The organism is Leucobacter tenebrionis (genome assembly GCF_019884725.1).
Lineage (GTDB): Bacteria > Actinomycetota > Actinomycetes > Actinomycetales > Microbacteriaceae > Leucobacter > Leucobacter tenebrionis.
Genome location: NZ_CP082322.1, coordinates 1,393,658 through 1,407,037, shown reverse-complemented (window position 1 = coordinate 1,407,037; position 13,380 = coordinate 1,393,658). Strand labels below are relative to the sequence as shown.

Here is a 13,380-nt window from a genome sequence, read left to right as displayed (position 1 = left end):
GGGGTTACTCCGTTTCTTCGGTGGGTGGGTGGTTCTCGGCGCGCCGGACCCTGCTGTAGGTCTCGTAGCGGTCGGCGCGGAAGCATGCGTTCGAGCGCTGGATCGGGCGCCCGCGCTCATCGAAGAACACCTGGATGATGTTGAGCGTCGGCGAGCCGGGAGGGACCCCGAGGAGGGTCGCCTGCCGATCCGTGACGATAGCGGCGTGCACTCGGCGCGTCGCGCTGTCGGGGGCGAGTCCGATCGACGCGAGTCCCCGGTGCAGGGAGACGAGCGCGGAGTCCCCGAGGGCCTTCGCATATCGCTGGGGCACGTGCGCGACTTCGAGGCAGATCGGCTCGTCATCGGCGAAGCGCAGGCGCTCGAGCTGCAAGACGAGCTCGGTCCGGCCGAGCGAGAGGTCGCGGGAGACCTCGCTTGTGGGGGTCACCTCGTCGACGCCGAGCACGCGGGTACCCGGGGTCATGCCGCGCATCGTGATGTCCTCGGTGAACGACGTCAGCGCGCTGCTTTTCGAGATGATGCCGTGGCGTACGAAGGTGCCGCGCCCGGGGATTCTCGTGACGACCCCCTGCTCTTGCAGTAAGTCGAGCGCGCGCCGGACGGTCATCGGGCTGGCGCGGTACGCGGCGGCGAGCTCCTGTTCGGCGGGCAGCTGGGCGCCTTCGTGGAGCGTCCCGCACTCGGTGCGAATGCGCTCGGCGATCTGCAGATACTTCGGAGTCGTCATGAACGGTAACCTACCCCTCGGCGGGATAGTTACGAGCCAGGTGCTCGTAGAGGTTGACGGCCTGGTGGAGCTGCGAAACGCCCACCTTTTCGTTCGCGCCGTGCGCGACGCTGAGCCAGCCCGGGCCGAGGCTCACGATCGTCGGCACCCCGGCCTCGCCCATGAAGTAGGCTGCGTCCGTGCCGCCGGGGTAGGGGGCGAAGGGGAGGGCGCGACCCAGCACCGATTCGGCCGCGGCGCTGGCGATCCGGACCACGGGGTGATCGGGATCGATCTCGGTCGCCGGCATCCAGCCCATGGACCCGGGCTCGTAGGTGATCGTGGCCGTGGCCTCGTCTCCGACGGTTCGATGCACCAACTGTTCGATCGCGGCGCGCACGCGGTCTCGGTCCATGCCGGGCACGGTGCGGATCTCGATGCCGACGGTGCAGCGTCCTGGCCAGACGCCGAAGCAGACACCGCCCGAGACCATCATTCCGGGGTTGACGGTGGGGGTCGCGGGCACCTTGCCCGGGCGGTCGACCGGGGGAGCGAAGGACTCGAAGGCGCGCAGCACGTCGGCGGCGACGAGTGAGGCATTGCGCCCGAGGCGCGGAGACAGGCCACTGTGCCCCTGCGTCGTCGTGATCTCCACCTCGAAGCAGCAGATCCCGCGCGACACGAGGAACATCGCCTCCCATGGGTCGTCGATGCCGCTCGGCTCGCCGATGACGAGCGCGTCGACGTCCGGCAGTTCGGGGGAGGCGATGAGTGACTGGGCGCCGGCGTCAGAGCCTTGCTCCTCGTCGGCGGTGAGCACGAGGGAGAGCTTGCCGAGGCCGCGGGAGGGCGCGGCCGCGATGCGCTCAGCCACGACGAGCATGGCGGCGACGGCGCCCTTCATATCGGTGGCGCCGAGACCGTACGCGGTATCCCCATCGACCGTGAGCTCGAGCGGCGGAGTGCTCCACGCGGAGAGCGCATCGCCGATCGGCTTGGTGTCGAGGTGTCCGGTGAGGCCGAGGTGCCCACCCTCGCCGAGGTCGAGTGTGACCACCACGTTGGACCGCCCGCTCTGGAACTCCACGATCCGGGAGGGCATACCGCGCTCGCGGCACCAGGCGTCGACGAAACCGGCGATCTCCCGCTCCCCGGCCCCCGGGTTCTGGGAATCGATCGAGACCAGCTGCCGGGTGAGTTCGATGACATCCATTGTCGCTCCGATCGCAGACGGGTTAGAGTGGTTCTGAAGTTTTCAGAATAGCATTCCAAAATCTTCGAGAGTCAGCCAGTCTTGAATCGAGGTCGTCCTTTGGCATTCCTGAACCTGCTCCGCGATGAGCGCCTGGTCGCAGTGCTGCGCGGCGATGACCCCGCGAAGGTCCGGCGCGCGGCCGAGACGCTCATCGACTCCGGCATTGGAATCATCGAGCTCACGCTCACGGTCCCCGGCGCGTTCGAGATCGTTCGCGATCTCTCCGACGCGCCGGCTTCCGTCGGGATCGGCACCATCACCGCCCCCGAGCACGTCGATCAAGCGGTGTCGGCCGGGGCTGCCTTCCTCGTCTCGCCCGGAATCTCGCAGCCGCTGCTCGAGGCCATGCGCGAGTCCGGAATGCCTGCGCTTCCCGGAGTGCAGACCCCGAGCGAGGTCATGCAGGCGAGGACCGCTGGGTTCGACCTCCTCAAGCTGTTCCACGCGGGACAGGTCGGTGCGGGGTACATCTCGGCGGTCCGGGGGCCGTTCCCTGAACTCGAGTTCGTGCCGAGCGGCGGGATCAGTGACGCGAACGCCGCCGAGTGGCTGGACGCCGGAGCCGTGGCCGTCGGGCTGGGATCGCTCGCGAGACCGCACGAGATCGCCGCTGAGGACTGGAGCGGCATCCGCGAGCATGCGCGGGCAGCGCTCCGCGCGGCGGGGCGTTCCGATGCCTGACGGCGCGCGGGACGTGGGGATCTGGCGGCACGCGTCGATACTGCCCGGCACGCGCACCCGCATCACGCTCGGCGAGGGATCGACTCCGCTCGTGCCGATCGACTCGGGCGACAGAAGTATCTCGTTGCTCGGCAAGCTCGAGAGTCAGAACCCCACGCTCTCCTTCAAGGACCGGGGCATGGCGCTCGCCGCGTCGGTCGCGGTGGATCAGGGCAAGCGGGGCCTCGTAGTCGCTTCGACGGGGAACGCTGCGGTGTCGGCGTCGGCGTACGCGGCGGCGGCCGGTCTTAGCTGCCGCGTGATCGTGGCCAGCTCCTCGAATGCGATGGCGAAGCTCGACGCGTGCCGCGCCTACGGTGCCGAGGTCTCCGAGATCTCCGGCGACTACAGCGACGCGTACGCCGAGGCCGCGGCGCTCGCGGACGAGGGGTACATGAACGTCTCCACGACCTACCAGAACGAGTACATTATCGAGGGGTACCGCACGGTAGCCGCCGAGCTGCTCGAGCAGTGCGGGTGCGCACCCGGTGCCGTCATCGTTCCCATCGGAGCCGGCCCGCTCCTCAGCGGCATCGAGCGTGGCTTCGCAGCGCTGGTGGAGTGCGGGGACGCGGATCGCGTGCCGGCCCTCGTCGGCGTGCAGGCCGCGGGCTGCGCACCGATCGCCCGGGCCTGGGCGATCGGTGCGGCCGCGGCCTCGTCGGCCTCAGCTGCGACGGTCTCGAGCGGCGCGGCCTCCGCGTCGACGCGGGATGAGCGGGAGGTGTGGCGCCGCATGCTGCATGAGCCCGTGCGGCAGACGCCGACCGTGGCGACGGCGATCGCTGACCCGCTGCGCGGCTACGAGGATCAGGGGCTGATCACGTTGGACGCCGTGCGGCGCACGGGCGGACAGGTCGTGGCGATCGACGAGGCCGAGACGATCGCCTCGGTGCGCGCGCTGAGGCGGGGCGGGATCTGGGTGGAGCCATCATCGGCCATTGCGCTCGCGGCCGTGGAGCAGCTGCGGTTCGAGGAGGGCGCGACCGTCGTCCTGATGCTCACGGGCCACGGGGTGAAGAGCCCGCCGGTCGAGGGCTGAACCGCTCGGGCCCTCGTGTCGGCCGTTCTTGTCCGGCTATCCGGCGACGGCCCCGCTGCGCTCCGCCACCGCCCGTGCGAAGCGTGCCGTCGTCAGCATGGGGTTGGTGATGGCGGTGCCGACGACCACCGCGGAGGCACCGGCCTCGATGGCGGCGATCGCGTCCTCCCGGGTCCAGAAGCGGCCCTCCGCGACGACGGGGACGCTCGCGAATGTCGCGATCTCCGCCACGAGCTCGAGGTCGGGTCCCTCCGTCGCGGGACGGGCCGCCGTATATCCGGCGAGCGTGGTCCCCACGAGGTCGCAGCCCTGCTCGATCGCGTACTCGGCCGAGGCGTGCGAGTCGATGTCGGCCATGACGGGGCAGCCGAGCTCGTCGTGGATGCGGCGGATGAGACTGCCGAGAGGGACGCCGTCGGGCCTGGGCCGTGGCGTCCCGTCGAGTGCGATGACATCCGCCCCCGCGGCACGGACGGCCGAGGCCTCATCCCAGCCCGGGGTGATGAACACGCTGTCGCGGTCGCGCTGCTCGGTCTTGATCAGTCCGATGATCGGCGCATCGACGGCGGCGCGGATGGCTCGCACGTCGGCAACGCCCTCGGCACGGATGCCCCCGGCGCCGCCTATGATCGCGGCCTGCGCCATGCGCGCCATCGAGTCTGGCCCGCGTAGCGGGTTCCCGTCGTGAGCCTGGCAGGAAACCACGAGCCTGCCGAGCAGGGCGGTGATCGAGGGGTCCATGTGCGGTCCTTTCACGTGGTCGGTGCTCCGACGATGGCGAGGCTCGAGTGCAGAGGATGCGCCGGGTCGAGGTCGAGTAGGCGCTCGGCTCCGTCGAGCGGCGTGCCGTCGGGCGCGCGGAACTGAGCCGTCGGCCACCGTTCGGCGAGCTCCGCGACGAGCATGCGCCGGTAGTCCTCGGAGACCACGAGGAGCGAGCCCGTGTACGACACGGACGGTCCCGACCCGGCGGGCCAGCCGGCCCGAGAGAGCCCCGCGACCGCGGACTCCGCGAGTTCGACGGCCCCCTCTCGCAGGATCCCGGCCGCGGCGTCGTCTCCGCGGCGCGCGAGGGCGACGACCTCGCTCGCGAAGGCCGCGACCAACGAGACGCGGTCGGCCCGGGCGGGCAGCGTGGCGGCGAAAGCCTTCAGCTCTCCGAAGCGTTCCTCCGCGGCGGCGCGCAGGAGCGGCGCCGTGCGACGTCCGTCGAGATCCTTCAGGGCGGTCGATAGGGCGAGCCTGCCGAGCCAGTACCCGCTGCCTCCGTCTCCGAGGAGCGCGCCCCACCCGTCGACCCGTGCCACGCCCCGCGGACCCGAGGCGAGGCAGACGGTCCCCGTGCCGACGGCGAGGACGACCCCCGAGCCCCCCGACAGCGCGCCGACGTGTGCCGACACCGAGTCGTGCGCGACGACGATCCGAGCGGGCGCCGGGTCGAGGGCCTCGGCGAGGGCGCGCGCGGCCGGCGCGGGGTCGTCGAGCCCGCTCGAGCCGATCGCTAGGCGCGACGGGGCGGTCCGCATCCGGCGAAGCGCGCCGACAACCGCCGACACGACCTGCCGAATGCGCGGATCGGACGCGCGCAGCGGCGGTCCGTCCCATTCCTCGACGGTGGCGCCGTGGAGGCGTCGGAAGCGCATCCCTGACTGGCCCACGTCGACGACGAGCGATTCGGCGCCGGGGGCGCCTGCGGGCGGTTCCGAAGGTCCCGCGAACCCCCTAGGCATGCGCCGCACCGTCGTCTACGAATGCGCGAATCCCGGCGAGCGCCGCCGTCAGCGTTGCCTCGTTCGCGGCGTAGGAGATCCTGACGAAGCCTTCGCCGCGCTCTCCAAAGGCGGTGCCCGGGATCACGGCCACGCGCTGCTCCTGCAGCAGACGTTCGGCGAACGCCTCGCTCGAGAGGCCCGTGCCGCGCACGTCGACGAACAGGTAGAAGGCTCCGTCCGGCACTGCGCAGTCGAGGCCTCGAATGCCGGTGATCCCCCTCACCAGGAGGTCGCGCCGTCGCTGGTAGGACTTCACCATTGCGCGCGTCGCGTCCTCTGGCCCCTCGAGAGCGGCGATACCGGCGCGCTGGACGAACACCGGCAAGCACGACGAGATGCCCTCCTGCATGTGCGGCATGGGGGCGATGAGGCGTGGGGAGCCGATCACGTACCCCGCTCGCCAGCCGGTCATCGCGTGGCTCTTCGAGAGCGAGTTGACGACGAGGAAGCGCTCGAAGGCGGGGTCGACCTGCGCGATGGAGACGTGCGCGCGTCCGTCGAACACCACCCGGTCGTAGACCTCGTCGGAGATGATGATGAGACCGCGTCGATCCGCGAGTTCGGCGATGCGCCGGAGCTCGTCGGCGGGAATCACGGTGCCGAGCGGGTTCGAGGGGGAGTTGATGATGAGCGCCTTCGTCCGTGCTTCGATGAGCGGTTCGATCCGATCCGCCGTGAGCCGGAAGCCGTCCGTGGCGCTCAGCGGGATCCGGACCGGTCTCGCGCCGAGCATGTGCACCTGGCCGAGGTAGTTGGGATACGCCGGGTCGGGAATCAGGATCTCGTCGCCGGGATCGAGCACCACGCCGAGCGCGAGCAGTAGCGCCTCCATACCGCCCGCCGCGACCATCACCTGCTCCTCCGCGAGCGGACGCGCCCAGCGGCGGCCGTGGTGCTCGGCGATAGCCCTCCGGAAGGCGGGGATGCCGGCGTTCGCGCTGTACCGGGTCTCGCCGTCACGGAGTGAGCGCACGGCAGCCTCGACGATGTGGGGCGGGGTATCGAAGTCGGGCTCGCCGACGGTGAGCTTCGTGACGCCCTCGAACTGCGCGACCCGGTCGAACACGGCGCGGATGGCGGACGCCGGATACTCGCCGGCGAGCCAGGAGACGGGATACTGGGTGTGGGCCATGGCGGTGCGTGCGGTCCTTCCCTTATGCGGTGAGGTCGACTTCGAAACGGTACCGATCGCCGCGGTAGACGGACCGGGCGGCCTCGACCCTCCGGCCCTCCGCGGTCCAGGTGACGCGGTCGACGAGTAGGGCTGGGCTCTGGGGAGCCAGCCCGAGCAGCGCGGATTCGGCGTCGTCAGTCACGGTCGCCTCAATCCGTTGCGACCCCGACGAGAGCTCGATGTCGTAGTCCTCCCGCAGGGTCTCGTAGAGCGAGCGGGACTCGAGCTCGCGGACCGCCAGACCCGGCACCAGGTCCAGCGGGAGCCGCAGCGTTTCGATCGCCATCGGCTCGTCGTTCGCCAGCCGGACGCGTTGGATCGAGATGACCGGGCTCGCGGGGGAGATCCTCAGCTGGGCTCCCGTCCGGGCACCCGCGGCGTGGGTCGTCGCTGAGATCAGACGGGAGGAGCTGCTCATTCCCTGCGCGCGCATCTCCTCGGTGAACGACCGCATTCTGAATTGTTTGGTCAGCCGCGGACGCGCGACGAACGTTCCCACGCCCGCCCGCTTGACGAGCTGTCCCTCGAAGACGAGGTCATCCAGCGCGCGACGGATCGTCTCGCGTGCGACTCCGAAGGTGCGCATGAGTTCCCGCTCCGGGGGGAGTCGGTGCCCCGGTTCGGCCGCGGCGATGAGGGTGCCGAGGCGCTGCCGCACCTCTTCGCCTTTGGTCTGCGTCATCGTCACCTCCTGAGCGATCGAGATTGGTGTGCTGCCGCTGCGACGCCTCCGCCGCGTCGAGCACTCGGGCGGGCGACCCCGCGGAGAGCCCGCTCGGCCGATGCGCCCCGACCTGCGTCTCTGAGCAGGATAGCGACGTGCGGTCCAGACCGCAACGGCCGGGAGCGCGAGTGGGTGTGATTGCCATCGCCGGAAATAGCTTGTAGAGTGACAGTCGTCCGTGCGTCTGGTATAGACCGCACGGGGACGGTATGGAGGGCGAGAGCATGACGTCTCAAGATCTCCGAGGGCGAGTCGCTCTCGTGACAGGCAGCGCAGGCGGCATCGGCGCCGAAACCGTACGGGAGCTCGCCGCGGCCGGCGCGAGCGTGCTCGCCACCGATGTCTCCGATGCGAGGGGCACCGAGCTGTTCGGGGAATTCGGGGCGTCGGTCCGCTTCGAGCAGGCGGATCTCCGTCGCAGCGACGAGGCCGATCGGGTGGTGCGGGCGGCGGTGGACGCGTTCGGACGACTTGACATCGTGTTCAACAACGCCGGCATCGGATTCAATGGAGCGCTCGCGGAGCACGACGACGAGCGGATCGATCAGCTCCTCCAGGTCAATCTCCGCTCGACCATCTACGTCGCACGGAGCGCGATCCCGCACCTTATGGCGAACTCCGCCGGGGGCGTCATCATCAACAATGCGTCGAACGGCGGCGTCGTCGGGCGCGCCGCGGATCCGGTGTACAGTGCCAGCAAGCACGGGGTGGTCGGCCTCACCAAGTCACTCGCGCTCGCTCACGCCGTCGACGGGATCCGCGTGAACGCCATCTGCCCCGGTCCGATCGACACCCCTATGGTATGGGCGAACTTCGTCGGCGTCGAGCGGGGAGAGGCTCAGCGCCGCGTGCTCGCGAGCTGCCCCGACCCCCGCATCGCCCACCCGCGGGAGGTCGCGGCGACGGTGCGGTTCCTCGCGTCCGAGCAGGCGAGGTTCATCAACGGCGTCGCGCTGCCGATCGACGGCGCCAAGGCCGCAGGCATCATGCCGAGCGACCGTTACCGCACGGACTTCGACTTCGACGGTCGCTAGCGCCGATGGAGATCGTTGTCGTCCCCGACGCCGAGGCCGTCGCCGAGTACGCGGCCGAGCGGATCGCGCGTGCGATCCGCTCGCGATCCGCGGATCCGTACCGCTCCGGCGCCGTGATCGGCGTCGCCACCGGCTCATCGCCGCTCGGCGCCTACGCCGCGCTCGCCGCCAGGGTGCGCGAGGGCGAGCTCGACACCTCGGGCGTCACCGCGTTCGCGCTCGACGAGTACGTCGGGCTCGACCCCTCTCACCCCGAGAGCTATCACTCGGTCATCCGTCGCACGGTCACCGAGCCGCTCGGCCTCGATCCGGCGCGCGTGCACGTGCCCGACGGCACCGCCGACGACCTCGACGCGGCCTGCGCGGAGTACGAGCGGCGCATCCGGGAAGCCGGCGGGATCGACCTGCAGCTGCTCGGGATCGGGGCCAACGGGCACATCGGCTTCAACGAGCCGACCTCGTCGTTCGCCTCGCGCACCCGCATCAAGACCCTCGCGCCGCAGACGCGTGCCGACAATGCGCGGTTCTTCGACTCGCCCGAGCAGGTGCCGGTGCACTGTGTGACGCAGGGGCTCGGCACGATCCTGGAAGCCAGACAGCTGCTGCTCGTGGCGCAGGGCGAGGCCAAGGCCGCCGCCGTGGCACGGATGGTCGAGGGGCCGCTCGCGAGCGTGTGCCCCGCGAGTGCGCTGCAGCTGCACCGCGACGCGACCGTGGTGATCGACCGGGCCGCGGCCTCGGAGCTGCGGCTCTCCGACTACTACGAGTACGTGCAGGAGCGGCTGCCCGGGGGTGCGGCGTGAGCGCGGCGGATCGCGGTTCGCGCGCCGGGGCGGATACGAGGTCGGATCCCGCGCCGGTTACGGGGACCCGCACCGGGATCCTCTCCGCCGCGCGGGTGGTCACGTCCTCGGCCGTGCACGCGCCCGGGTGGGTGTCGTTCGAGGAGGGCAGAATCACCGGCGTCGGGAGCGGTGCCCCCGTATCGCCCCCGACCCGCGACCTCGGCGACGTGACGCTCGTGCCCGGCTTCGTCGACGTCCACGTGCACGGGGGCGGGGGAGCGGGGTACGCCGAGGGATCCGCCGCGCTCGCGCTGCGCGCCCGGGACGCTCACCTCGCCCACGGCACCACCACGAGTGTCGCGAGCCTCGTGACCGATACTTCGGAACGCCTGCTCGAGAGCGTGCGGCTGCTCGCCGGACTCGTCGAGACGGGCGAGCTGCGAGGCATCCACCTGGAAGGGCCCTGGCTGAGCCCTGCGCGCGCGGGCGCGCACGATCCCGGGCTGCTGCGGAACCCCGACCCCGACGAGATCGACGCACTGCTCGCGGCCGGCGCGCTGCCTGGGCCCGGTGCGAACGGTGCCGGATCGGGATCGGCGCCCGCGAACGCGATCGCCGCGGTGACGATCGCGCCCGAGCTGCCCGGCGCGATCGGCGCGATCGAGCGGTTCGCGCGGGCCGGGGTCGTGGTCGCGGTCGGGCACACCGACGCCGACTACGACTGCGTCGTGCGGGCGATCGAGGCGGGCGCCACGGTCGCGACGCACCTCTTCAACGCGATGCGGCCGCTGCACCACCGGGAGCCGGGGCCGGTGCTCGCGCTGCTCGAGGATCCGCGGGTCTCGATCGAGCTCATCGCCGACGGCACGCACCTCCACCCCCGGCTCGCGCGGTGGGCGGCCGCGCGGGCGGGGGAGGATCGCGCACTGCTCGTCACCGACGCGATGGGGGCGGCGGCGTGCGGCGACGGCGCCTACCGCCTGGGTGCGCTCGACGTCGAGGTCGCTCGGGGCGTCGCGCGGCTGGCGGGAACGGAGACCATCGCGGGCAGCACTGCGACGATGGATGGACTCTTCCGCCACTGGGTCGCAGGTGCGGCGGCGAGTGCCGATCCCGAATCCCCCGATGCCGCGGACGAGCCGCGCTCGACCGCCGCCCGAGCACCGTCCGCGACCGAGGCCGCGCTCCTCGCCGCTGTGCGCTTGACGGCGGTGAATCCGGCGCGCGCGCTGAGGTGGAGCGACGTCGGAGATCTGGCCGTCGGCAAGCGGATGGACGCGGTGGTGCTCGATCCGGATCTGCGCGTCGTCGAGGTGATCCGCGCCGCCGAAAGGACCTGATATATCTCGACGTCGAGATACCGCCGCGTGTCGGGTAGACTTGACCCGGCTTAATTCACACCACGAGACTTGGAGACGCGTTGGCGAAGATCAAGGTTGAAGGTACGGTCGTCGAACTCGACGGCGACGAGATGACGCGCATCATCTGGCAGTTCATCAAGGACCGCCTGATCCACCCCTATCTCGACGTCACGCTCGAATACTACGACCTCGGCATGGAGCACCGTGACGCGACCGACGATCAGGTCACGATCGACGCGGCCCACGCGATCCAGAAGCACGGCGTCGGCGTCAAGTGCGCCACCATCACCCCCGACGAGGCGCGCGTCGAGGAGTTCGGCCTCAAGAAGATGTGGCGCAGCCCCAACGGCACGATCCGCAACATCCTCGGCGGCGTCATCTTCCGCGAGCCCATCATCATCTCCAACATCCCCCGCCTCGTGCCCGGCTGGAACAAGCCGATCATCATCGGCCGTCACGCGTTCGGCGACCAGTACCGCGCGACCGACTTCCGCTTCCAGGGCGAGGGCACCCTCACCGTCGAGTTCACCCCGAAGGACGGCGGCGAGCCCCAGAAGTTCGAGGTCTTCCAGGCTCCCGGCGACGGCGTCGCCCAGGTGCAGTACAACCTCGACGCCTCAATCCGCGACTTCGCGCGCGCCTCGCTCAACTACGGCCTCTCGCGCAACTACCCGGTGTACCTCTCCACGAAGAACACCATCCTGAAGGCCTACGATGGCCGTTTCAAGGACATCTTCCAGGAGATCTACGACACCGAGTTCAAGGAGCAGTTCGAGGCTGCCGGCCTCACCTATGAGCACCGCCTCATCGACGACATGGTCGCCTCGGCCATGAAGTGGGAGGGCGGCTACGTCTGGGCCTGCAAGAACTACGACGGCGACGTGCAGTCGGACACCGTGGCGCAGGGCTTCGGCTCGCTCGGGCTCATGACCTCCGTGCTCGCCACCCCGGACGGCAAGGTCGTCGAGGCCGAGGCCGCCCACGGCACCGTGACCCGTCACTACCGTCAGCACCAGCAGGGCAAGCCCACCTCGACCAACCCGATCGCCTCGATCTTCGCCTGGACGCGCGGCCTCGCGCACCGCGGCAAGCTCGACGAGAACCAGGAGCTGATCGACTTCGCCCACACCCTCGAGGACGTCGTCATCAAGACCGTCGAGTCGGGCAAGATGACCAAGGATCTCGCGCTGCTGGTCGGCCCGGATCAGGGCTACCTCACCACCGAGGAGTTCCTCGCCGCGATCGACGAGAACCTGCAGGCTCGGTTGGCCTAGCTTCTTCCGTCCCCTGAGCTTGTCGAAGGGGACGCGACTCGCAGAAGGGGGTCGGCGCTTCGGCGCCGGCCCCTTTTTTGCGTGGGGCCGGCCGCTCGCGCTCTTGCGCTCTTGTGTTCTTGTGCGCTTGCGCTCTTGCTCCATGCTCCTCGAACCCTCGCTCCCAACAGCACCGATTTGCCTAAAAGCACACCGAATCAGCGAAATCGGTGTGCTTTTAGGCAGATCGGTGTGTTTCGGTGGCAGGCATGGTGGGTGGCGGGGTGCGTGGCAGGCGGGGCGTGCGCCAGGCGGGACGGGCAGGCGGGCGAGGAGGATCGCGGGGCGCGGTCGCGGGGCGTCCCGGATCAGCGGGTCGTCGACTCGCGCACCTCGAGGCGCGCGCCCGGCACGGCGAGCGGGCCCTGGATCGGCCGCCCCTCGGCGAGGTCGGCTGCTACGGCGACGGCGAGTTTCGCGGTCTCCTCGGGGCGCAGGTCGAGCGTGGTGACGGTGGGGGAGGAGGTGCGGTTCTGCATGGCTCCGGATCCGCCGGCGACGAGCAGATCCTCGGGCACGCGGATGCCGCGCCGGATCGCCGCCTCCGTGACGCCGGCCGCGTGCCTGCCTGTGAGGCAGAAGATCGCGTCGGGGTGCTCCGACGGGTCTGCGCCGAAGAAATGGTCGATGACGGTGTCGCCGACGCTCTCGCCCGCGGCCTCGGGGAGGGAGAGGATCAGCGGGCGCTGACCGCGTGCCTCGCTCCAGCGGGTGAGCGTCTGCTGCGATCCGAGGTTCCAGTCGTTGCGGTCGGTGCCGGTGACGAGTGCGATGCGGTGCGCTCCGACTTCGGCGAGGTGGGAGATCATGAGCTGGGCCTGCATGTCGGCCCCCTCGTCGATCTCGGGGAAGAGGCCGCGCCGCGCGGGATCGGCGCCGACCGTGACGAACGGTATCCGCTGCTCCGAGAGCAGCGTCAGCACGGGGTCGTTCTCGAAGGGTTCGGTGACGATGTAGGCGTCGGCCGCCAGCGCGCTGAACGGCACTCCCGGCCTGGTCGGATCGTCGATGAGCATCATGCTGTAGCCCCGCTCCATCGCGCTGAGCGATGCGGCGCCCGCGATGCGGAGGAAGTAGTCGACGCCCTCGGGCAGGAACGTGTCGAGGCTGTGGAAGGGGCGGATCACGAGGGCGAGCAGACCGAGGCGCGATTTCTGGAGCCCGCGGGCGATCGCGCTGGGGCGGTAGCCGATCTCGCGCGCGATGCGCTCGACCCGCTCGACCGTCTCCCGCCGCACGATGCCTTTGCCGTTCAGGGCGTGGGAGACGGTGGTGGGGGAGACGCCGGCGGCTTTCGCCACGTCTTTGATGGTCGGTCTGCCGCTTGACTCCACCTGGTCAGACTAATACTTCCCGGGCTGGGCCGAGCCGCGCGGGCCGTGTTTCGGGCCCGTGAAGTTATCGAAACGAGACACCCAAAACGTTTTTCACAAACCGTTTTGGGTGCTAGCATCCTCGTGGGTCTTCGTCCAGCGCAGTGCCGGACCGAGA

13 protein-coding genes are annotated in these 13,380 nt (G+C 70.3%); 6 read left to right on the top strand and 7 right to left on the bottom strand.

The genetic code is table 11. The features are described 5' to 3' along the window. Nucleotides 1-4 precede the first annotated feature (4 nt). Nucleotides 5-730 (bottom strand): GntR family transcriptional regulator, encoded by a 726-nt coding sequence (locus tag KVY00_RS06655; RefSeq protein WP_223044898.1) that lies wholly within the window; start codon nucleotides 728-730, stop codon nucleotides 5-7. A 10-nt stretch (nucleotides 731-740) separates the two neighbouring features. Beyond that, entirely contained in the window at nucleotides 741-1,922 is a 1,182-nt protein-coding gene (locus KVY00_RS06650; RefSeq protein ID WP_223044897.1) for a M20 family metallopeptidase, read from the bottom strand. Nucleotides 1,923-2,021: 99 nt separating this feature from the next. Between KVY00_RS06650 and KVY00_RS06645 the strand changes: the two genes are divergently transcribed. Continuing rightward, nucleotides 2,022-2,645, top strand: coding sequence for a bifunctional 4-hydroxy-2-oxoglutarate aldolase/2-dehydro-3-deoxy-phosphogluconate aldolase (locus KVY00_RS06645; protein ID WP_223044896.1), 624 nt, complete (start codon nucleotides 2,022-2,024; stop codon nucleotides 2,643-2,645). Then, complete coding sequence (locus KVY00_RS06640; RefSeq protein WP_223044895.1) at nucleotides 2,638-3,726, top strand: pyridoxal-phosphate dependent enzyme; 1,089 nt, start codon at nucleotides 2,638-2,640, stop codon at nucleotides 3,724-3,726. The genes KVY00_RS06645 and KVY00_RS06640 overlap by 8 nt, the downstream gene beginning before the upstream one ends. A 36-nt stretch (nucleotides 3,727-3,762) precedes the next feature. On the opposite strand, the gene KVY00_RS06635 is transcribed toward KVY00_RS06640, so the two are convergent. The 4 genes from KVY00_RS06635 to KVY00_RS06620 are packed head-to-tail and all read right to left on the bottom strand — an operon-like array spanning nucleotide 3,763 to nucleotide 7,354. Further along, on the bottom strand, nucleotides 3,763-4,467 hold the full coding sequence (locus KVY00_RS06635) for an N-acetylmannosamine-6-phosphate 2-epimerase (RefSeq protein ID WP_223044894.1): 705 nt from the start codon (nucleotides 4,465-4,467) through the stop codon (nucleotides 3,763-3,765). An 11-nt stretch (nucleotides 4,468-4,478) separates the two neighbouring features. Further along, nucleotides 4,479-5,456, bottom strand: a complete 978-nt coding sequence (locus KVY00_RS06630; protein WP_223044893.1) for an N-acetylglucosamine kinase — start codon at nucleotides 5,454-5,456, stop codon at nucleotides 4,479-4,481. Beyond that, nucleotides 5,449-6,630: a pyridoxal phosphate-dependent aminotransferase gene (locus KVY00_RS06625; protein ID WP_223044892.1), complete on the bottom strand. Its 1,182-nt coding sequence runs from the start codon at nucleotides 6,628-6,630 to the stop codon at nucleotides 5,449-5,451. Before KVY00_RS06625 ends, KVY00_RS06630 begins: the two co-directional genes overlap by 8 nt. A 22-nt stretch (nucleotides 6,631-6,652) precedes the next feature. Continuing rightward, a complete protein-coding gene (locus tag KVY00_RS06620; RefSeq protein ID WP_223044891.1) occupies nucleotides 6,653-7,354 on the bottom strand; it encodes a GntR family transcriptional regulator in 702 nt (233 codons plus the stop codon). Nucleotides 7,355-7,656: 302 nt separating this feature from the next. On the opposite strand from KVY00_RS06620, the gene KVY00_RS06615 reads away from it, so the two are divergent. The 4 genes from KVY00_RS06615 (at nucleotide 7,657) to KVY00_RS06600 (ending at nucleotide 11,850) form a co-directional block, all read left to right on the top strand. Further along, nucleotides 7,657-8,430 carry an SDR family NAD(P)-dependent oxidoreductase gene (locus KVY00_RS06615; protein ID WP_223044890.1) on the top strand — a complete coding sequence of 258 codons (774 nt, stop codon included), beginning with the start codon at nucleotides 7,657-7,659 and terminating at the stop codon, nucleotides 8,428-8,430. 5 nt (nucleotides 8,431-8,435) lie between these two features. Then, entirely contained in the window at nucleotides 8,436-9,233 is a 798-nt protein-coding gene (gene nagB / locus KVY00_RS06610) for a glucosamine-6-phosphate deaminase (protein ID WP_223044889.1), read from the top strand. Next, on the top strand, nucleotides 9,230-10,555 hold the full coding sequence (locus tag KVY00_RS06605; RefSeq protein WP_255572810.1) for an N-acetylglucosamine-6-phosphate deacetylase: 1,326 nt from the start codon (nucleotides 9,230-9,232) through the stop codon (nucleotides 10,553-10,555). Before nagB ends, KVY00_RS06605 begins: the two co-directional genes overlap by 4 nt. An 80-nt stretch (nucleotides 10,556-10,635) precedes the next feature. Further along, nucleotides 10,636-11,850, top strand: coding sequence for an NADP-dependent isocitrate dehydrogenase (locus KVY00_RS06600; RefSeq protein ID WP_223044888.1), 1,215 nt, complete (start codon nucleotides 10,636-10,638; stop codon nucleotides 11,848-11,850). Nucleotides 11,851-12,197: 347 nt separating this feature from the next. On the opposite strand, the gene KVY00_RS06595 is transcribed toward KVY00_RS06600, so the two are convergent. Then, the gene (locus KVY00_RS06595) at nucleotides 12,198-13,190 is read right to left on the bottom strand and encodes a LacI family DNA-binding transcriptional regulator (RefSeq protein ID WP_223044887.1); all 993 of its coding nucleotides are present in this window, start codon (nucleotides 13,188-13,190) and stop codon (nucleotides 12,198-12,200) included. Nucleotides 13,191-13,380 lie beyond the last annotated feature (190 nt).

What these genes read in the sequence shown, in the direction of transcription:
- KVY00_RS06625 (WP_223044892.1), bottom strand. Translation starts at nt 6,630, where the DNA reads ATGGCCCACACCCAGTATCCCGTCTCCTGGCTCGCCGGCGAGTATCCG.
- KVY00_RS06640 (WP_223044895.1), top strand. Translation starts at nt 2,638, where the DNA reads ATGCCTGACGGCGCGCGGGACGTGGGGATCTGGCGGCACGCGTCGATA.
- KVY00_RS06635 (WP_223044894.1), bottom strand. Translation starts at nt 4,467, where the DNA reads ATGGACCCCTCGATCACCGCCCTGCTCGGCAGGCTCGTGGTTTCCTGC.
- KVY00_RS06655 (WP_223044898.1), bottom strand. Translation starts at nt 730, where the DNA reads ATGACGACTCCGAAGTATCTGCAGATCGCCGAGCGCATTCGCACCGAG.
- KVY00_RS06620 (WP_223044891.1), bottom strand. Translation starts at nt 7,354, where the DNA reads ATGACGCAGACCAAAGGCGAAGAGGTGCGGCAGCGCCTCGGCACCCTC.
- KVY00_RS06630 (WP_223044893.1), bottom strand. Translation starts at nt 5,456, where the DNA reads ATGCCTAGGGGGTTCGCGGGACCTTCGGAACCGCCCGCAGGCGCCCCC.
- nagB (WP_223044889.1), top strand. Translation starts at nt 8,436, where the DNA reads ATGGAGATCGTTGTCGTCCCCGACGCCGAGGCCGTCGCCGAGTACGCG.
- KVY00_RS06650 (WP_223044897.1), bottom strand. Translation starts at nt 1,922, where the DNA reads ATGGATGTCATCGAACTCACCCGGCAGCTGGTCTCGATCGATTCCCAG.